This window comes from Oceanobacillus piezotolerans (genome assembly GCF_003665065.1).
GTDB classification, from domain to species: domain Bacteria; phylum Bacillota; class Bacilli; order Bacillales; family Amphibacillaceae; genus Oceanobacillus; species Oceanobacillus piezotolerans.
In genome coordinates, this window is sequence record NZ_RCHR01000006.1 from 1 (window position 1) to 17,891 (window position 17,891).

The 17,891-nt window shown below is 38.6% G+C and carries 19 protein-coding genes and 2 rRNA genes; 18 read left to right on the forward strand and 3 right to left on the reverse strand.

Going from position 1 to position 17,891, the window contains the following annotated elements:
• From D8M04_RS15440 to D8M04_RS15455, 4 genes are all read left to right on the forward strand, one after another.
• Window positions 1–87: ribosomal RNA gene (locus D8M04_RS15440) — 23S ribosomal RNA — on the forward strand; the annotation flags it as partial.
• A gap of 63 nt (window positions 88–150) precedes the next feature.
• Window positions 151–263, forward strand: a 5S ribosomal RNA gene (gene rrf, locus D8M04_RS15445).
• Between the two features lie 383 nt (window positions 264–646).
• The gene (gene cypC / locus D8M04_RS15450; RefSeq protein ID WP_121524323.1) at window positions 647–1,906 is read left to right on the forward strand and encodes a CYP152 family fatty-acid peroxygenase CypC; all 1,260 of its coding nucleotides are present in this window, start codon (window positions 647–649) and stop codon (window positions 1,904–1,906) included.
• An 88-nt stretch (window positions 1,907–1,994) separates the two neighbouring features.
• Complete coding sequence (locus tag D8M04_RS15455; protein ID WP_121524324.1) at window positions 1,995–3,401, forward strand: glycoside hydrolase family 18 protein; 1,407 nt, start codon at window positions 1,995–1,997, stop codon at window positions 3,399–3,401.
• 35 nt (window positions 3,402–3,436) lie between these two features.
• Here the strand turns inward: D8M04_RS15455 and D8M04_RS15460 are convergent, their stop codons facing one another.
• A complete protein-coding gene (locus tag D8M04_RS15460) occupies window positions 3,437–3,886 on the reverse strand; it encodes a YaiI/YqxD family protein (protein WP_121524325.1) in 450 nt (149 codons plus the stop codon).
• Window positions 3,887–4,042: 156 nt separating this feature from the next.
• Between D8M04_RS15460 and D8M04_RS15465 the strand changes: the two genes are divergently transcribed.
• From D8M04_RS15465 to D8M04_RS15525, 13 genes are all read left to right on the forward strand, one after another.
• A complete protein-coding gene (locus D8M04_RS15465; protein WP_246001296.1) occupies window positions 4,043–4,405 on the forward strand; it encodes a PadR family transcriptional regulator in 363 nt (120 codons plus the stop codon).
• The gene (locus D8M04_RS15470) at window positions 4,392–5,399 is read left to right on the forward strand and encodes an HAAS signaling domain-containing protein (protein ID WP_121524327.1); all 1,008 of its coding nucleotides are present in this window, start codon (window positions 4,392–4,394) and stop codon (window positions 5,397–5,399) included. The genes D8M04_RS15465 and D8M04_RS15470 overlap by 14 nt, the downstream gene beginning before the upstream one ends.
• Window positions 5,400–5,438: 39 nt before the next feature.
• Complete coding sequence (locus D8M04_RS15475; protein WP_121524328.1) at window positions 5,439–5,942, forward strand: GNAT family N-acetyltransferase; 504 nt, start codon at window positions 5,439–5,441, stop codon at window positions 5,940–5,942.
• A gap of 144 nt (window positions 5,943–6,086) precedes the next feature.
• A complete protein-coding gene (locus D8M04_RS15480) occupies window positions 6,087–6,470 on the forward strand; it encodes a GntR family transcriptional regulator (RefSeq protein ID WP_121524329.1) in 384 nt (127 codons plus the stop codon).
• Complete coding sequence (locus D8M04_RS15485; protein WP_121524330.1) at window positions 6,467–7,357, forward strand: ATP-binding cassette domain-containing protein; 891 nt, start codon at window positions 6,467–6,469, stop codon at window positions 7,355–7,357. Before D8M04_RS15480 ends, D8M04_RS15485 begins: the two co-directional genes overlap by 4 nt.
• The gene (locus tag D8M04_RS15490) at window positions 7,344–8,081 is read left to right on the forward strand and encodes a hypothetical protein (RefSeq protein WP_121524331.1); all 738 of its coding nucleotides are present in this window, start codon (window positions 7,344–7,346) and stop codon (window positions 8,079–8,081) included. Before D8M04_RS15485 ends, D8M04_RS15490 begins: the two co-directional genes overlap by 14 nt.
• Window positions 8,078–8,761: a hypothetical protein gene (locus D8M04_RS15495; protein ID WP_121524332.1), complete on the forward strand. Its 684-nt coding sequence runs from the start codon at window positions 8,078–8,080 to the stop codon at window positions 8,759–8,761. The genes D8M04_RS15490 and D8M04_RS15495 overlap by 4 nt, the downstream gene beginning before the upstream one ends.
• Window positions 8,762–8,962: 201 nt before the next feature.
• Window positions 8,963–9,247 (forward strand): DUF3219 family protein, encoded by a 285-nt coding sequence (locus tag D8M04_RS15500; RefSeq protein WP_246001297.1) that lies wholly within the window; start codon window positions 8,963–8,965, stop codon window positions 9,245–9,247.
• 116 nt (window positions 9,248–9,363) lie between these two features.
• Entirely contained in the window at window positions 9,364–10,461 is a 1,098-nt protein-coding gene (hisC, locus tag D8M04_RS15505; RefSeq protein WP_121524333.1) for a histidinol-phosphate transaminase, read from the forward strand.
• A gap of 251 nt (window positions 10,462–10,712) precedes the next feature.
• Entirely contained in the window at window positions 10,713–11,021 is a 309-nt protein-coding gene (locus D8M04_RS15510) for a metal-sensing transcriptional repressor (protein ID WP_121524334.1), read from the forward strand.
• Window positions 11,022–11,036: 15 nt separating this feature from the next.
• Window positions 11,037–13,421: a heavy metal translocating P-type ATPase gene (locus D8M04_RS15515; RefSeq protein WP_121524335.1), complete on the forward strand. Its 2,385-nt coding sequence runs from the start codon at window positions 11,037–11,039 to the stop codon at window positions 13,419–13,421.
• A 64-nt stretch (window positions 13,422–13,485) separates the two neighbouring features.
• Window positions 13,486–13,692 (forward strand): copper chaperone CopZ, encoded by a 207-nt coding sequence (gene copZ, locus D8M04_RS15520; RefSeq protein WP_121524336.1) that lies wholly within the window; start codon window positions 13,486–13,488, stop codon window positions 13,690–13,692.
• 556 nt (window positions 13,693–14,248) lie between these two features.
• Window positions 14,249–15,445, forward strand: a complete 1,197-nt coding sequence (locus D8M04_RS15525; protein WP_121524337.1) for a class I SAM-dependent rRNA methyltransferase — start codon at window positions 14,249–14,251, stop codon at window positions 15,443–15,445.
• 42 nt (window positions 15,446–15,487) lie between these two features.
• Here D8M04_RS15525 and D8M04_RS15530 read toward each other — a convergent pair whose 3' ends face one another.
• Both D8M04_RS15530 and D8M04_RS15535 read right to left on the reverse strand, forming a co-directional pair.
• A complete protein-coding gene (locus D8M04_RS15530; RefSeq protein WP_121524338.1) occupies window positions 15,488–16,414 on the reverse strand; it encodes a DsbA family protein in 927 nt (308 codons plus the stop codon).
• Window positions 16,407–16,754 (reverse strand): winged helix-turn-helix transcriptional regulator, encoded by a 348-nt coding sequence (locus tag D8M04_RS15535; RefSeq protein ID WP_121524339.1) that lies wholly within the window; start codon window positions 16,752–16,754, stop codon window positions 16,407–16,409. Before D8M04_RS15535 ends, D8M04_RS15530 begins: the two co-directional genes overlap by 8 nt.
• 159 nt (window positions 16,755–16,913) lie before the next feature.
• On the opposite strand from D8M04_RS15535, the gene argF reads away from it, so the two are divergent.
• Complete coding sequence (argF, locus tag D8M04_RS15540) at window positions 16,914–17,879, forward strand: ornithine carbamoyltransferase (RefSeq protein ID WP_121524340.1); 966 nt, start codon at window positions 16,914–16,916, stop codon at window positions 17,877–17,879.
• Window positions 17,880–17,891: the final 12 nt, after the last annotated feature.

Here is a 17,891-nt window from a genome sequence, read left to right on the forward strand (position 1 = left end):
TCAGAGACGATGAGGTTGATAGGTTCGAGATGGAAGCGTGGTGACACGTGGAGTTGACGGATACTAATCGATCGAGGACTTAACTAACTTCTTTAATCGTTGTTTACTCTTATTTAGTTTTGAAGGCGCAAGCCTTGAATTTCATATTTGTCTGGTAGTGATGGCGGAGAGGCCACACCTGTTCCCATACCGAACACAGAAGTTAAGCTCTCCAGCGCCGATGGTAGTTGGGTTTCCCCTGCGAGAGTAGGACACCGCCAGGCAACGAAAAGTCAGGATACAATTTTTTGTATCCTGACTTTTTTTATTGGAAATACAATGCTACGGACATTATCGATCTATATTGACAGTATTTATTAAATTAGGACAGTAAATAAATCTTCTAGACATAATTTACTATCTGGGATCTTCTAAACAGGCAACTAAAGGACTGGCAAAACCCAAGTTTTTTTTCTTACAAAGTGTACTAACAGTTAAAAAAGGGTATACATATCTAAATCGAAGTTAAAGTCATGATCTAACATATTCCTCTATTAAGCAAGTATACTCCTGAGTCATTTGCTCCCCTTTTTTTGAGCAAAATGTATAAAGGAGCGAGAATTACCCAAGCATATCAATATACAAATAGTTAAAGGAGCAAAGACATATGCCATATCGTGAACAAATACCGATTGATCGAGGATTAGATAATAGTTTAGCTCTATTGCTTGAGGGATACCAATATATAACAAATCGGCGTAACCAATATAATCGAGATATTTTCGAGACACGTTTATTAGGTGGCCAAAAAACCATATGTATTGCTGGTAAAGAAGCAGCCGAGGTTTTTTATGATGAAAATAAATTTATAAGAAAAGGCGCTGCTCCAAAACGCGTACGTCAAACATTATTTGGGGAAAACGTTGTACAGACTCTAGATAATAAAAGACATAAACAAAGGAAGGCACTATTTATGTCTTTAATGACTGACGAGGGACTTCAGGAAATTGAAAATATTACATACGCACTGTGGCAAGATACTATTAACTCTTGGGAAAGGAAGGATAAAGTTATCCTCTTTGAAGAAGCAAAGTTATTATTAACGAAAGTTGCATGTAAATGGGCAGGTGTTCCCTTAAAAGAGCAAGAAGCCAAGCTCCGGGCGGATCAGCTTTCTGCATTATTCGATTCGGCTGCAGCAATCGGTCTGAGACACTGGAGGGGACGGCATGCAAGGAATCAAGCTGAGAAATGGATAGCTAATCTAGTGGAAGAAATTCGCAATGATGAAAAGGATACCTCAAAGCAAACAGCATTATATAAGATGGCGATGTATCGTGATGAAGATGGGGAATTATTAGATTCTAATATAATAGCTGCTGAAGTATTAAATATACTAAGGCCTATCGTGGCAATCGCAGTTTATATTGTATTTAGTGCTTTAGCTATTCACCAATATCCGGAGGAACGTGAAAAGCTAAAAAGCAATGACGAATCCTACTTAGAGATGTTTGTCCAAGAAATCCGCCGTTACTATCCGTTTTTTCCGTTTGCAGCGGCGCGTGTTCGGGATGACTTTCTCTGGAAAGGGCATGATTTTAAGAAAGGGAATCTGGTCTTATTAGATATATATGGAACCAACCATCATTCTGATTTATGGAATGAGCCATTTGTATTTAATCCAGAAAGGTTTAAAGAGAGACCAGAAAATGCCTTTGACCTGATACCACAAGGTGGGGGCAGCCATCATATGGGGCATCGATGTCCAGGTGAATGGATAACACTGAGGGTGATGAAGGTAAGTATAAATGTAATAATTAATCAAATACAGTATGATGTACCAAATCAGAATTTAAATTATAGTATGAGAAGAGTTCCAAGTATACCTAATAGCAGGTTTATTATATCTCATGTTAAAAAGTGCTGAAGTGACTATCCTTCAGCACTTTTTTAATTCTAGGACAAACGTTTGTTTGAATATATTGGATTAGATTTTAATCTATTAGGAGGATAATATGCGAATTCATGTTGTGCAGAGAGGTGAGTCATTATGGGGGATTTCACAGCAATATAACATACCAATTAACCAAATCATTCTAATTAACGAGATAGATAACCCAGATATTTTAGTCATTGGCCAAGCACTTGTAATACCGGATTTAATGAGAGAATATGTTATACAACCTGGGGATAAGTTAGAATCTATTGCATCACGATATGGGGTAACAGTCCGAGAGCTTGCTGCTGCTAACCAAATCATGAATCCTTCTCTAATCTATGCTGGGCAAATGCTTGTGTTGCCGTATTTCCCGCATGTTGTAAGACAAGGGGAATCACTCTGGTCTATTGCTTCAAGTTATGGAATTCCATTGACTCAGCTCTTACAGGCGACATCCATTCTGAATCCGTCGCTCATTTACGCTGGTCAAACGATTCGTATTCCTAATATTAGACCTTCAATAGAGGTAAATGCGTATGCTACTGAATTTGATGAAGCAGGCAGACAAGAAGTTCTTCGGTTAGGGAGAAATTTTACGTATTTGTCATCTTTTATGTATAGCATTAGAGAAGATGGTTCACTAACGGAGCTGCAAGATAAACCGGTACTTGATGCAGCGAGACTCAATGGGGTTGCCCCATTACTTACTTTAACGAATTTCAGAAATTCCGAATTTAATTCGGATCTAGCAGCAACGATTTTGAGAAGTGCTAGTATACAAGAAACTCTGATCGCAAATGTCATTCAAGAGATACGGGATAAGAAAGCCGGAGGAATTAATATCGATTTTGAATATGTTTACCCTGAAGACAGGGAGAACTACAATGCTTTTTTACGTCGAATGGTTGAAAGTTTACATCCACTAGGCTATCTTGTCTCAACAGCAGTAGCTCCAAAAACTAGTGCAGACCAAAAGGGAATACTTTATGAAGCACATGATTATAAAGCCCATGGGGAAATAGTGGATTTTGTTGTAGTTATGACATATGAGTGGGGCTGGGCTGGGGGTAGACCATGGGCAATTGCACCGATTAATGAAGTTCGCAAGGTACTGGATTATGCGGTGACAGAGATTCACAGGGATAAGATCATGATGGGAATCCCTCTCTATGGGCGTGATTGGAAGATACCTTGGCAGCAGGGTACATTTGCTAGAACGGTAAGTCCAAAGGAAGCAGTTCAACTTGCGGCAAGATACGGGGCCAGCATACAGTATAACCAAACATATCAATCTCCTTTTTTCCGTTATGTTGATGAAAGCGATCAGGAACATGAAGTTTGGTTTGAGGACGCACGAAGTATACAAGCCAAGTATGAAACAGTGAAAGAGTATGGTCTAAGAGGAGTAGGATATTGGGTATTAGGCAGCCCCTTTCCACAGAATTGGCCAGTACTTCAAAGTAATTTTATAATCCAGAAATAAGAAAGCCAATGGCTACCTTTAAGTTATTAATGAACTTAAGAGGTAGCTTCTTTAAGCGTTTGGATAAAAAGCTTTTTAAACTTTCCCCGGTCTTCTTCTGTAAAAGGTTTTGGCCCTTTTGTCCGTTTCCCGCTTTTTCTAGCCTTTGCGCTTAAATAGCGGGTTTGCAATAGTTGATCTATATTTTCATTGGTATAGGCGAAACCTTTATGGTGGAGAACGATACACCCCTTTGGTAAGCCAAGCGAGGCTAAACCGTAATCTTGTGTAACAATGATATCCCCCTTTTTCGCTAGTTTCATAATACGATAATCGGCTGCGTCCGTACCAGTATCTACATAGATTATTTCCACCCCTGAGGGTTGTATCTCCGTTGAGAAATGGGAAAAGCTTGTTACAAGGACCACTGGTATTCCCAAATTTGTACCTTCTTTAATAATGATGTCTTTAACAGGACAAGCATCTGCATCTACGTATATTTTCATACTTCTTTACTCCCTAATTGTTGTCATTCTATTACATATGGTTTCCTATTTCCTATCGTATTATATCCTCATCAACATAACAATATATATAGTTAAATAATATGAACTTTACAATAGTGTGCGACATACACTATAATGAGTTTAGGAGTTGATAACGTGAGTAATGTAAATGACCATTTAGATAAACTGATGCAAGAATTAAGACGCGGAACTCTAACAATTGGAGTTCTTAGCCAGCTCTCTGAACCTCAATATGGATATTCGCTTGTTACTATGTTAGGGGATAAAGGCATTCATGTAGAGCCGGGAACACTTTATCCATTGCTAAGGAGGCTGGAGAAGCAGGGGTTACTGGATAGTAAGTGGGATACAAATGAGTCCAGACCTCGGAAGTATTATTTATTAAGTAAGACTGGGAAAGAAGTATATTGTTTACTGGTTGGTGAATGGATGGGCATTGTAGATAGTTTGAATCATGTCATTCAACAAAAAGGAGAAGAAGAAAATGGAGCTGATTGAAAGGTATATTTATGCAGTTATACAAAAGTTACCACAATCCCAAAGAGAGGAAATTTCAATAGAATTACGTGGCCTCATACAGGATATGTTAGAGGAACGGGTAGAGGGGAGGAAACCTACAGATCGTGATGTAGAAGAAGTATTGCAAGAGTTAGGAAACCCAAAGAATTTAGCTGGGCAATACCGTGAGTCAAAGAATTATCTTATTGGGCCAGAATTATACGATTCTTTTATATTAGTATTAAAAGTTGTCATGATAACCTTGTCTATTGTATTGGCAATAGAATTTGTCGTACAAATTATTATAGAGCCGATGTCTATTCTTGAACATTTTATTGACCTTATTGTTACGGTTGTTACAGTAATTCCTACAGCATTTGGCTGGACTGCAATTTGGTTTGCACTTGCCGAGCACTTTAGTGAGATTAATCCAAAAGATTTAAAAATGGAAAAGGAATGGAAACCATCAGACTTACCTCCTATTCCAGATACGAAGGGACAAATAAAGCGCACGGACCCAATCGCGGGAATTATATTTTATGTCTTCCTCATTGCATTATTTTCGTTTTCGACGAATTACTTTGGCGTATGGATTTTTCGAGATGGATATAGAGGAGCCATTCCATTTTTAAATCCAGAAGCCAATAATATATTTCTACTATTCATCATTCTTATTTTAGGATTTGGTATTATAAAAGAAAGCCTTAAACTCGTATATAGAAAATGGAATGTTCAACTGGTTGTATTTACGGCGATTCTAAACGTAGTTTCGTTCTTAGTGGTCATGCTTATGATTTCTGAACCAGAATTTTGGAATCCAACTTTTATGAATGAATTGGTTCAATATGGTGTTCTATCAGAAGGTACTGAGGCATATCAGACCGTTCATACAATATGGAACCAATCTACAAGATGGATACTGGTATTTATGGCAATAGGGTTAATCTGGGAGATAGTCGATGGACTTGTAAAAGTATTTAGACAGAAAAAATAATATCTGAGTAAGGTGTTCTAAGAATGGGGGATGGACGATATGAGATTAGTAGAACCATCTATGGAATGGCAGAATGAACATAAAAGCTATGTGGAAGAATGGGGGCCATCAAGGCTTGTACCGAGCAGCTTTAATATAAGCAAGTTTGAAACGTATGCAGATTTCCTGGATAACTTTTTTGCTCGACAAAAGGGGGACGGGAATTGGGTTCCAAGCTCAGGATACATGTTAATCGATGATAACAAAGCATTGGTCGGAATGGTAGACATTCGCCACGAGTTAAATGAGGATTTACTTCAGATTGGTGGGCATGTTGGTTATGGCATTAGGCCCACAGAAAGAGGAAAAGGCTATGCAACTAGGATCCTTGCTGAAGCATTGAAGAAATGCAAGGAATTAAATATCCCACGTGTTTTAGTTACTTGTGACAAGGAGAATATTGGTTCTGCAAAGGTGATTATAAAAAATGGCGGTGTGGAGGACGAATCATTTATCGACAAGGACGGTAAGGTAATACGAAGGTTCTGGATACAGCTTTTTTAACCAAAATGGGAATGTGGCAAAATAACAATACGAACGTGTATCAAAAGATGTCTGAAAATAGGCATCTTTTTCTATTGCTTTTACATATAATAAATTATATACTACATTACATGAGTAATGCACTAATTCAGCGGAGGTGCAAATTTGATCAGTTCAGATGGTTCAACACCAATCTATGTGCAAATTGCAGAATGGATTGAGACGGAAATATTAATAGGAAATCTAAAACATGATGAAAAAGTGTATTCACAATACAAGCTTGCGGAGATGTTTACCATTAACCCAGCAACAGCAGCAAAGGGATTAAATCTATTATCGGATGAAAATATTCTTTATACGAAGCGGGGGTTAGGAAAATTCGTGACAGCTGAGGCGAAGCAAATTATTATCGACAAAAGGAAAAATCACAAGTTAAAGGGACTACTTGAAGAGGCAGCAATGGAGGCGAAGATTCTCCATGTTCAAGATGAAGAATTATTATTGATGTTAAAAACAATTATGAAAGATAGCAAGGGGGATACGAGATGAATGTTATAGAGTGTAATGGATTAACGAAAATGCAAGGTAATCATACAGCACTTGATCAGCTTTCTTTTTCCATCAAGGAGCACACCATTACTGGATTAATCGGAAGGAATGGAGCAGGAAAAACAACCTTATTAAAAATCTTAGCTGGACATTGGAAGGAAACTTCAGGGGAAGTTACGGTCTTTTCCAAGCGGCCGTTTCACAACCTCTTTGTATCTGTAAACAGTATCTACATCGATGACCAACTTGCCTTTTCAACTACGATGACCCTTTCAGAAATCTTAAACGAAGCCAGTCGATTCTATCCAAATTGGGATAAACAGCTGTCAGAACGATTATTTAACTATTTTTCTTTTCACGAAAATCAGAAGCATGACCAATTGTCAAAAGGGAGGAAATCAACTTTTCATATGATTATCGGTATAGCCTCTCGCTGCGCATTAACGTTGCTTGATGAACCAACGACCGGGATGGATGCAGCGGTTCGAAAGGATTTTTATCGTGCATTGTTAAGAGACTATCTGGACCATCCAAGAACAATGATTCTCTCTAGTCACCATTTGGAAGAGATGGAGGATTTACTGGAAAATGTCTTACTCATTCAAAATGGAAGGAAATACTTACATCTGCCAATGGATGAATTAAAAGAGTATGGTATTGGAGTAACCGGAAGAACCGAAATGGTAAGGCAGTGGATTCATAATAAAAAAGTCATTTATGTTAAAGAAGTCGGGAAGAATGCTACCTATGCAGTGCTCAAAAGAGAGGGACTTCCATTAGAGAAGGCAAAACAGCTTGGTATGGAGCTCACCCCCGTGTCTGCCAGTGATATCTGTATTTACCTAACAAATCAAACCAAAGGGGGGATTGACGATGTCTTTAAATAACGTTGATATAAAGAGAGTTATACGTCAGCAATTTAGTTATAAGTGTAAAGCAAACACAAGTCTTTTTACCTCGATGATCGTTATTCAATTGATTGCCGTACTGTTTTCCTTAAGTGGTACAGGCATGATCGGGACATCCATTGGTTATAACGGAGTTAGCATTCAATTCTACTCCGGAGATATTGTGCTTGTCTTTACGATGATTTGGGCATTTATTACTGCTATTATGCTTACAACGAAGACCTACACCGAAACAGATTATGTGTTTGTAGCAAACCACTTAACGAGTAACCTTTCTAATATTGCCTTCTTATTTGTTGCAAGTGTCATTGGTGCGATTACTTCCTTACTTGCTGTTTATTTATTGAAAGTTGTGATGCTTCTCTTTTTCGACCACGGATGGATGGCAGCTAGTCAAGAAATTAGTGTTGGCCAATGGGTTAGTGGGTTTTTAACAACCATTTTTTATTTGTTCATGTTTAGTGCAATAGGCTATTTAATCGGTCAATTAACGCAGCGAAACAAGCTTTTTATTGTTATCATTCCAGCATTCATCATTGGATCTTTGGTTATATTTGTTGGGAGTACCATCCTAATGGATATCAGTCAATTTTACTTTAATGACTCCTCCTTCTTTAGTGTTTTCATAAAAACAGTTGGAACGTCCTTTATACTATTCCTTATTTCTATGGTGTTATCTAACGGACAGGAGGTTAGAAAATGAGTAGCTTTAATTTAGTGCCGATCATTATCTTAATTGCTGTCCTGCTAATAATATCTTCTATTGTCGGTCGTTTAAATAACAGTGGCAAAAAAGTCCGCTGGTTTTTCTTCGGGTATCTGAGTTTACTAGTTTTATCAGCAATTGTATATTTTTTACTTCCAATGGAAGAAACCCAAGTTGGCCAAATGTCAACACATGAAGAATTCCTTGAGGAAATGGATGAATTCTATCAAAAATTAAATACTGGAGAATTAGATGAAATTGACCCTTCTTATGTTCTGGAAAGATGGGAATTTGCTTTTGATGGTGACGCGCTTTCGATTGAGTTAGGCAATCAAGAAGATTTAAATGCTGTACCAATAGAGGTTGTTGCAGTGGAAGAATTGCAGCAAGAAGTGATTGCTACATATTATCAAAATTCTTCGCATTTATTGGGAATAAGTATAGCAGAATATTTGTCTTTGCCGTCCATAGATTTAAAGCATACAACACTGGAAATAATAGAGCCAGCACCCAATGAGCTATATTTTTCTTCCTTTAAGTCAACCTTTCCATTCAGGCAGTATTCTGGAGAGAAGCTAATGCCGGATGATATCGGGTATAGCAGTGAAATTATTATTATACAAGTTCCTGAGGGAGTTTCTATTGAAGCGGATGAACAAATCTATGTCCGCGAATAGTTGATTAGATTTTTGGCCAAGCTTGCAAGTGTAATTCGGAATCTGCAAAAGAGGGAAAGAAAATAAAAAGATATATCTAATGAAGGACAAAGTACCTGCCCGGTGCTTTGTCCTTCTGCTATAAAACCAGTCACTAGTAATTGCCAATTTGAATTGATAAAATTAAATCATAACCTAATTTAATTGGAGGAGTGAGTAAACGTGGAAAAAATTGTGAAGATAAATGATCGGGCACTCCATACCTATGATTTTTATAAAGAAAAACAAGCAGATCGCCGAATGAAAATTGGATTTAAGTTCAATGTGAATAGTGAAAACTATCATGACGTAACTACCTTGCTTTATAAGAATGACTTTGTTGTTGAGATTCCTGAAGATAAAGTTGTGTTTTCAGCTGTAATTGGCAACTATACAACATCAATTACTAATTTATATAAGGAAAATAACGTTGGGAAGTTTTCGCTGGAATTAATCGAGAAAAAATAGTGGGACTTTCAAAAATAGTTACCATATCTATTTGGTATAGGATATAATATAATGAAAATTATCTATATATTTGTTTAACTACATAAATTCATACAAAATAGAAGGGATGTCAAGTAATGACCCAGATTAAACCGCGTAAAGTATTAGAAAAAATAAAACCATATTCTCCAGGAAAACCAATTTGGGAATTGCAGGAGGAGCTAAAGTTAGATAAGGTAGTCAAGCTTGCGTCTAATGAGAATCCTCAGGGGCCTTCACCAAAAGGAGTGGCTGCTATTTCAGCTGGTTTAGCTGACCTGCATCGTTATCCAGATGCAGACACAGTTAGCCTTAAGGAAGCCATCTCTAAGAAATTAACCGTAGAAAAAGACCAGGTTATTGTGACGAATGGAGCGGATGAGCTAATCACTCTTATTTCAGAAGCTTTTCTAGACCAAGGAGATGAGATTATTGTTCCATCGCCTTCCTTCAGTGAGTACGACTTTGGTGCTGATTTAATGGGGGCAACCGTTGTTCCAGTCCCATTTGATGAGGGATTCCAGTTTAATGTGGAAAGAATGATAGATGCTATTACAGACAAAACCAAATTACTGTACATTTGCTCGCCAAATAATCCAACTGGTACATATTTAGCGAAGGCAGAATTCGAGAAACTTTTAAAAGCTGTGCCAGATCACGTGTTAGTCGTATTTGATGGAGCGTACAGCCATTATGCAACGGCTGAGGACTATACAGATGGAATTGAGTTCGTTAAAGCCGGATACCCCATACTGGTATTGCAGACCTTTTCCAAAGTATACGGATTAGCAGGTTTGCGCGTTGGTTTCGGGGTAGCACCAAGGGAAGTAACTCAAACCATTTTGAAGGTTAAGGAACCATTTAATGTTAACAGCTTAGCACAAGCTGCAGCTATTGCAGCAATTAATGATGATAAGCATGTCGAGGTATCTAAAGAAAGCAATGCCACTGGAGCACAGACACTTTACAAGGAATTTTCAGAATTGGGACTTTCCTATGTAGAAACAATGAGTAACTTTGTATTGGTACAATTAGGACCAGATGCAGAGAATATTTATCAATCCTTACTTGAAAAAGGGGTTATTGTTCGATACGGAAAAATCTGGGGACTGCCAGAATACGTTCGGGTAACGATTGGAACAGAGGAAGAAAATACATTCTTTATTGAAAAGCTGAAGGAAGTATTAAATAAATGATTTGAGACGGGGCGGATGCCTCGTCTTTTTCTATATAGGAGGAATCGTGGAAAGAAAATATAGGAGCTTGTTGGAAAAACTAAAAGTTCAAGGGTAATTCGCTAAAGTTCACAACATCCCTGTTAAAAATCCTGCATAAAATCTTCTCGGAACCGCTCATTCACTAAGGAAGAAATATAAACGAGTTCATCCACTTGACTTATTATACGGTAGGGGGGTATAGTATAACTAGAAGGAAGGGAAGTGAATTCATGGATAATAATGAATTTTTACATGATCACCCGAGTACGCCAAGAACTAAGGATGAAAAGAAAGCAATCGTTAATAGATTGAAGAGAATTGAAGGTCAAGTTCGTGGAATACAGAAAATGGTGGATGAAGACCGCTATTGTATGGATATTCTCGTTCAGATAAGTGCCATTCAATCCGCACTAAAGAATGTTGGCTTCTCTGTCACAGAACGTCATATTAAGCATTGTGTAAGTGATGCAATTAAGTCAGGGGAAGGACATGAGACGATCGATGAACTGATGGAGGTTATGAAGCAGTTTTCCAAGTAGAGAGGAGGATTTGCAATGAGTGAAGTGAAGCATGCAACTATAGGTGTTACTGGCATGACTTGTGCTGCCTGTTCTAATCGGATTGAAAAGGTGTTAAATAAAATGGATGGGGTAGAAGCACAAGTAAACTTAACAACAGAGAAGGCATCTATTGATTATAACCCGGGTAAGACATCCGTTGAGGATATCTCGGAGAAAATAGAAAACATCGGCTATGGAGTATTAACTGAAAAAGTGGAATTTGATGTTTTAGGCATGACCTGTGCTGCTTGCTCTACACGTATTGAAAAGGTACTTAGCAAACAACCAGGCGTGAAGATGGCTAATGTGAATCTTGCGACGGAAAGTGCAGCTATCGAATACAATCCTGGCATGATTGATGAATCAAGTTTAATCGGTAAAATTCAAAAAATAGGTTATGATGCAAAGCCAAAAGCTGAAAAACAAGAGAAACAAACACATAAGGAAAAGCAGTTAAAGCAAATGAAAACAAAGCTTATTGTCTCGGCTCTGCTTTCGTTACCACTACTATTAACCATGCTTGTTCATTTGTTTGGAATGGATATACCACCTATCTTTATGAATCCATGGTTTCAATTTTCCTTAGCAACGCCAGTCCAATTTATCATCGGCTGGCAATTCTATGTAGGTGCGTATAAAAACCTGCGAAATGGTGGAGCGAACATGGACGTACTTGTCGCTTTGGGGACAAGCGCAGCATATTTTTACAGTCTATACGAAGCATTTAAGACAATAGGAAATCCTGGCTATATGCCACATCTTTACTTTGAAACAAGTGCGATCCTTATTACATTAATTCTGTTTGGAAAATATCTGGAAACAAGAGCAAAGAGCCAAACGACACTTGCCATCTCAAAACTCATTAATCTTCAAGCAAAAGAAGCACGTGTCACTCGTAACGGAGAAGAAATTATGGTACCGGTAGAAGAGGTGATTGTTGGGGACCATCTCATTGTTAAGCCTGGTGAGAAAATACCGGTAGATGGTATGGTTGTCAAAGGAAGAACTTCTGTAGATGAAGCGATGATTACAGGAGAATCCATTCCTATAGAAAAAGAAGCTGGCTCGAATCTTATCGGATCTACGATTAATAAAAATGGATCGATTGAAATGGAGGCAACAAAGGTAGGAAAAGATACAGCCCTTGCATCTATTGTAAAAGTCGTTGAGGAAGCGCAAGGATCGAAAGCACCACTCCAGCGATTAGCAGATGTGATATCAGGTTATTTTGTCCCAATTGTCATAGGGATTGCTGTTATTACGTTTATGATTTGGATAATCTTTGTACAACCAGGCCAGTTCGAACCTGCACTCGTAGCCTCGATTGCGGTACTTGTAATTGCTTGTCCATGTGCTCTTGGATTAGCAACTCCAACTTCGATAATGGTTGGAACTGGAAGAGCTGCAGAAGACGGGATTCTATTTAAAGGTGGAGAGCACTTAGAACGTACACACGAATTAGAAGCGATCGTTTTAGATAAAACAGGAACAATAACAAAAGGAAAACCAGAAGTAACCGAATTTATAGGGAATGAAGAAACTCTAAAACTTCTTGCAAGTGCAGAGAAAGGATCTGAGCATCCACTTGCAGAAGCCATCGTTGCTTATGCTACTGAAAATAGTCTGCCATTTTTAGAAGTAGATGCATTTAACGCGATACCAGGTCGTGGAATAGAGGCTACCGTTGGTGAGAAACAGATCCTTGTTGGTAATCGGAAGTTAATGCGGGATCATCAAGTAAATGCCGTCGATGCAGAAGAAGCAATGGCACAATTTGAGATTGAGGGCAAAACAGCGATGCTTATTGCTATTAATGGCGAGTATAGAGGTGTCGTCGCGGTTGCAGATACGATTAAGGAAACAGCACCAGAGGCAATTAAACAGCTGAAAGAACAGGGTCTTGAGGTCATCATGCTTACCGGTGACAATGAACGTACAGCTCAGGCAATTGCTAAACAGGTCGGCATTGATACGGTTATTGCTAGTGTGCTTCCAGAAGAGAAAGCAGATAAAGTAAAAGAAATTCAGCTGCGAGGGAAGAAAGTTGGTATGGTTGGAGATGGTGTAAACGATGCCCCAGCACTTGCTATTGCAGATATCGGAATTGCGATTGGCACAGGAACAGAGGTAGCAATTGAGGCAGCGGATGTTACGATTCTTGGAGGCGAACTATTGCTGATTCCTAAAGCAATTAAAATCAGTCATGCAACAATCAGGAATATTCGACAAAACCTTTTCTGGGCTTTTGGCTATAATACCGCTGGAATACCAATCGCCGCTGCAGGACTTCTAGCACCTTGGGTAGCTGGAGCTGCCATGGCATTGAGCTCGGTAAGTGTTGTGACGAATGCATTGAGATTGAAGCGAGTAAAGATATAAAGTGAAATTGCTCCACATAAAGGCTCTTGAACTGTGGTAAAGAACCTTAAAGGAGGTGAAAAGCTTGCAAACAAAAACGTTAGATGTAAAAGGAATGTCATGTGGACACTGCAAAATGTCAGTAGAAGGTGCACTTAAACAACTGGATGGTGTATCGAACGCAGAGGTTAACTTAGAGAATGGAAATGTGACAGTTTCTTATGATGAATCAAAAGTTACGGTAGAAGCAATGAAAGAAGCGGTAGAAGAACAGGGCTATGATGTTGCATAATAGAAGGGTGTCCCAGAAGTTTAACTTTTGGAGGCACCCTTTTACTTAGAGCATTTTAGATAGACTTCTGATTAGTTTAATTCAAGAAATGCGTAAAAATCCGCTCCGGAAATACACTACGCTTTCCGCGGGCGCTGCTGAGCCTCCTCGAGACTTTCGTCTCTGCGGGGTCTCAGCTAGGCTTTTCATCCCGCAGGAGTCTCCGTGTATTTCCTCCGCTAGTATAGTGCTATAAAGAAAACACAACTCCTCATATGAAGTGATTGTAGCGGAGGGCAGTCGACTCCTGCGGGAAAAGCAACAAGCGAAGACCCCGCAGGAAGCGGTCTTCTTCCGAGGAGGCTGAGACGTTGCCCGCGGAAAGCGTACTGCCCGTAGCGGAAATCACCAGCATGTATTTCCAGTGTGTTTTTGGTGTGACACGATAAACTATCTTATATTCAGTTAATCACATTTTATATCAACTACCACTCAGCCTAATTAAAGTGTTCTCCCGCTTTCTTTTCTTTTTACAACAAAACATGCGATAATAGGAAAAAACAATGAGGATGAAATGATGAGTACTGTAGTTAAATTAAAAATAAGATCAGATTATATAAAACTGTATCAGAATAAAGCTCCATTAATAACGAAAGAAAGTGTAACGAATCCCCACGAATTAAAAAAAGAGGGGAGTATTGTTCACTTAGTCGATACAAGGGGCGCATTTTTGGCAAAAGGTTACTATGGTAATCAAAATAAGGGTATAGGCTGGGTATTATCCTATAACGAAAATGAAAAAATCGACTTTCTATTCTTTAAAAATAGAATCCTTAACGCCATAAACAAACGAAAGTCCTTTTATGAAGATAAGGAAACGACTGCCTTTCGTATCTTTAATGGAGAAGGAGATGGGATTGGCGGGCTGACGATTGATTATTTCGATGGTTACTATTCGATTAACTGGTATAGTGAGGGCATTTATACGTTTAAGGATAGTGTTATTCGTGTGCTTGATGAAATGGGAGAATATAAAGCCATTTATGAAAAGAAGCGGTTTGACACGAAAGGGCAATATGTAGAGGCAGACGATTTTGTTAAAGGGGAACGTGGTGAGTTCCCAATTATTGTGAAAGAAAATGGGATGAATTATGCGGTTTATCTGAATGACGGAGCAATGGTTGGAATTTTCCTCGACCAGCGAAATGTAAGAAAAGCGATCCGCGATAAATATGCAAAAGGAAAGCATGTGCTGAATACCTTCTCTTATACAGGAGCATTCTCTGTGGCAGCAGCCCTTGGTGGAGCTTTAAAGACTACAAGTGTGGACCTTGCAAAACGCAGTAAATCAAAAACCATTGAACAATTTAGTGTAAATGGCATTGATTTTGAACAGCAGGATATTATCGTAATGGATGTGTTTGATTACTTTAAATATGCTAACCGTAAGAATTTAAAATTTGATATGGTTATCCTCGATCCGCCAAGCTTTGCTCGTTCTAAGAAACACACCTTTAGCACGGCCAAGGATTATCCTGGACTAATCAAAGATACCATTTCGATTACTGAAAAGGATGGTATTATTGTCGCTTCTACCAACAATGCCTCCTTTGGAATGAAGAAGTTCAAAGGGTTTATTGAAAAAGGGTTTAAAGAGATGAATACTTCTTACAAGATTATGGAGGAATTCTCCCTACCTGCAGACTTTCAAACCAACAAACATTTTCAGCAAGGAAACTATCTCAAGGTATTAATTATCAAAAAGACAAGCTAAAGAGAAAGGACATCCATCATTTACAGATGGATGTCCTGCTCTTTATTTACTTAAAACAAAATAGTTTTCACCAAGAATCTCTTTCGTTTCATAAGGTGTAGCAGCCAATTCTTTCTCAACAAACGCAGCTACATCATTTTTTTCTATGTCATACATAACTTCAATTTCTTTAGAGAACAATAATTCTTCTTCTTTAAGTAAAGCAGAGAGGGCTGGTTGATCTTTTGCATTTAAGTCCTCATCATTTAATACTTGCTTCAGGCCAGCAACATAGTAATCAAAAGGGCGACCACCTACGATTTTAACACCCTTTTTCTCTTCATTTACCATGATGATAGTTGGAAAACCACGAACACCAAGGCTTGCTGCAAGTCCAAAATCTTCATTCAAAACCTTTTGCCCACTTGGTTCATCTGCTTGTTCTACGACCTTCTTTCCATCTAGACCAAGCTCGTTCACCAGTTTGATTAAGACGTCTTTGTCGGCAATATTTTCGTTAAAGGCAAATACCGCTTCTCTAGCACGACGTAAAAATACATTTGCCAATGCTTCATTCTGTTGTTGAATAACTTTATATACGCGAGATGGCGGATAAGAAGAGTGCACAGGGTTGTCGTACCAAAGGCTCCCGTCGATTGGCATACGAGTATATTCTCCAACTTCTCTCCAGTGACCAGCAACGTCAGAGGGTCCAGCAATTCCATTTGCAGCATCTGCAAATCCATCTCCCCATTTTTCTAACATACCACCCATTACAGTTTGGAAATTAAAATATTCTCCGTACTGACTAACAAAGCGGCGAAGCACTGGTTCTAATGCCCAGCAATGGGAACAGATTGGATCGGTTACATAATACAAATCAATTTTCTTATTTGGCTTAGTCAAATCGATTACCTCCATTTGCTCATCTCCAGCGACACCACATACACCTGTTTCTAAGTCACAAACCATATTGTTATTATTATTCATGTGATTTCCCTTCCTTCTCTTCTTGTATATTGATATAATGCTGTGCCCATTCCTGAATGGGTTTAAGGCTGCTTGCTAAAGCTATCCCTTTTTCTGTCAGCTGGTACGAAATACCAACAGGAGAGGTGGAACTATCAATTATTTTTTCTGCAAGACCTTCCTCGGCAAGCTCGGAAAGCTTGAGAGATAAAGCTCTTGGTGTGATTTTTTTCAAATCTCTTTTGATGTCTGAAAAATGTGCCGTATAATCCTCACACAAAGATAAATAATGAATGAGTTGTCCATTCCACTTTTTCCCTATGACATTAAAGGCCGCTTCAATATAAGGACAAACCATCATGTCTATCACCTCTTAGAATTGATTATATCAAGTATAAAAAATATATCAAGTATAAAAAGTATATTATATAAATTTGGCTCCGAATGAATAAAGGTGTTGAATATTTATTCTTTTTCATGCATAATAATTCATACATATAACTTTGAGGGAGAGAACGCCATGCTAACAGGGGAGAAACATAAACCTATAGTAAAAGAGGAATTAAAAGGAAGAGATTTTTTAACTTTAGCAGATTATACAAAGAATGAATTGGTATATTTATTAGATCTAGCAGACTATGTAAAGGAAAAGAAGAAAAAAGGTGAGATTTTTGAACCGCTTAAAGGCAAGACGTTAGGAATGATTTTTGAAAAATCTTCTACTAGAACGAGAGTTTCCTTTGAAGCTGGGATATACCAGCTAGGTGGCTCAGGGATATTCTTAAGTTCAAAAGATATTCAGATTGGCAGAGGAGAAACAATTGCCGATACCGCTCAAGTGCTATCAGGGTATTTGGATGGGATAATGATTCGTACCTTTGCGCAAGAAACCGTGGAGGAATTGGCCAACTATGCGAGTATACCAGTTATCAATGGATTGACGGATTTATATCATCCTTGCCAAGTGCTGGCAGATCTGCAGACCATTAAAGAAATAAAGGGTACCTTGGAAGGCGTGAAGGTGGTTTATATTGGGGATGGAAATAATATGGCACACTCCTTAATGCTTGGTGCTGCCCTCTTGGGGATGGATTTAACGGTCGTTTGTCCAGTTGACTATCAGCCACTGGACACCATTGTGGAAAAAGCAAAAGAGATTGCAGAGAAACATGGAGCAGCGATTCAAGTTATGGAAGATCCACAATTAGCTGTTCAAGATGCGGATGTTATTTATACGGATGTATGGGCGAGCATGGGGCAAGAGGAAGAACAGGCAAAAAGGGAAATAGCATTTAAAGGGTATCAAGTGAATGAAGCATTGCTTTCCTTAGCAAAACCGGATGTCACCTTTATGCACTGCCTGCCTGCACATCGTGGGGAAGAGGTAACAGCAGAGGTGATTGATGGAAAGCATTCGGTTGTTTTTCAGCAAGCGGAGAATCGTCTGCATGCACAGAAAGCGTTGATGACAGCATTAATGGGATAGAAAAAGAGTTGC

What these genes read in the sequence shown, in the direction of transcription:
- cypC (WP_121524323.1), top strand. Translation starts at nt 647, where the DNA reads ATGCCATATCGTGAACAAATACCGATTGATCGAGGATTAGATAATAGT.
- D8M04_RS15455 (WP_121524324.1), top strand. Translation starts at nt 1,995, where the DNA reads ATGCGAATTCATGTTGTGCAGAGAGGTGAGTCATTATGGGGGATTTCA.
- D8M04_RS15460 (WP_121524325.1), bottom strand. Translation starts at nt 3,886, where the DNA reads ATGAAAATATACGTAGATGCAGATGCTTGTCCTGTTAAAGACATCATT.
- D8M04_RS15470 (WP_121524327.1), top strand. Translation starts at nt 4,392, where the DNA reads ATGGAGCTGATTGAAAGGTATATTTATGCAGTTATACAAAAGTTACCA.
- D8M04_RS15475 (WP_121524328.1), top strand. Translation starts at nt 5,439, where the DNA reads ATGAGATTAGTAGAACCATCTATGGAATGGCAGAATGAACATAAAAGC.
- D8M04_RS15485 (WP_121524330.1), top strand. Translation starts at nt 6,467, where the DNA reads ATGAATGTTATAGAGTGTAATGGATTAACGAAAATGCAAGGTAATCAT.
- D8M04_RS15490 (WP_121524331.1), top strand. Translation starts at nt 7,344, where the DNA reads ATGTCTTTAAATAACGTTGATATAAAGAGAGTTATACGTCAGCAATTT.
- D8M04_RS15495 (WP_121524332.1), top strand. Translation starts at nt 8,078, where the DNA reads ATGAGTAGCTTTAATTTAGTGCCGATCATTATCTTAATTGCTGTCCTG.
- hisC (WP_121524333.1), top strand. Translation starts at nt 9,364, where the DNA reads ATGACCCAGATTAAACCGCGTAAAGTATTAGAAAAAATAAAACCATAT.
- D8M04_RS15510 (WP_121524334.1), top strand. Translation starts at nt 10,713, where the DNA reads ATGGATAATAATGAATTTTTACATGATCACCCGAGTACGCCAAGAACT.
- D8M04_RS15515 (WP_121524335.1), top strand. Translation starts at nt 11,037, where the DNA reads ATGAGTGAAGTGAAGCATGCAACTATAGGTGTTACTGGCATGACTTGT.
- D8M04_RS15525 (WP_121524337.1), top strand. Translation starts at nt 14,249, where the DNA reads ATGAGTACTGTAGTTAAATTAAAAATAAGATCAGATTATATAAAACTG.
- D8M04_RS15530 (WP_121524338.1), bottom strand. Translation starts at nt 16,414, where the DNA reads ATGAATAATAATAACAATATGGTTTGTGACTTAGAAACAGGTGTATGT.
- D8M04_RS15535 (WP_121524339.1), bottom strand. Translation starts at nt 16,754, where the DNA reads ATGATGGTTTGTCCTTATATTGAAGCGGCCTTTAATGTCATAGGGAAA.
- argF (WP_121524340.1), top strand. Translation starts at nt 16,914, where the DNA reads ATGCTAACAGGGGAGAAACATAAACCTATAGTAAAAGAGGAATTAAAA.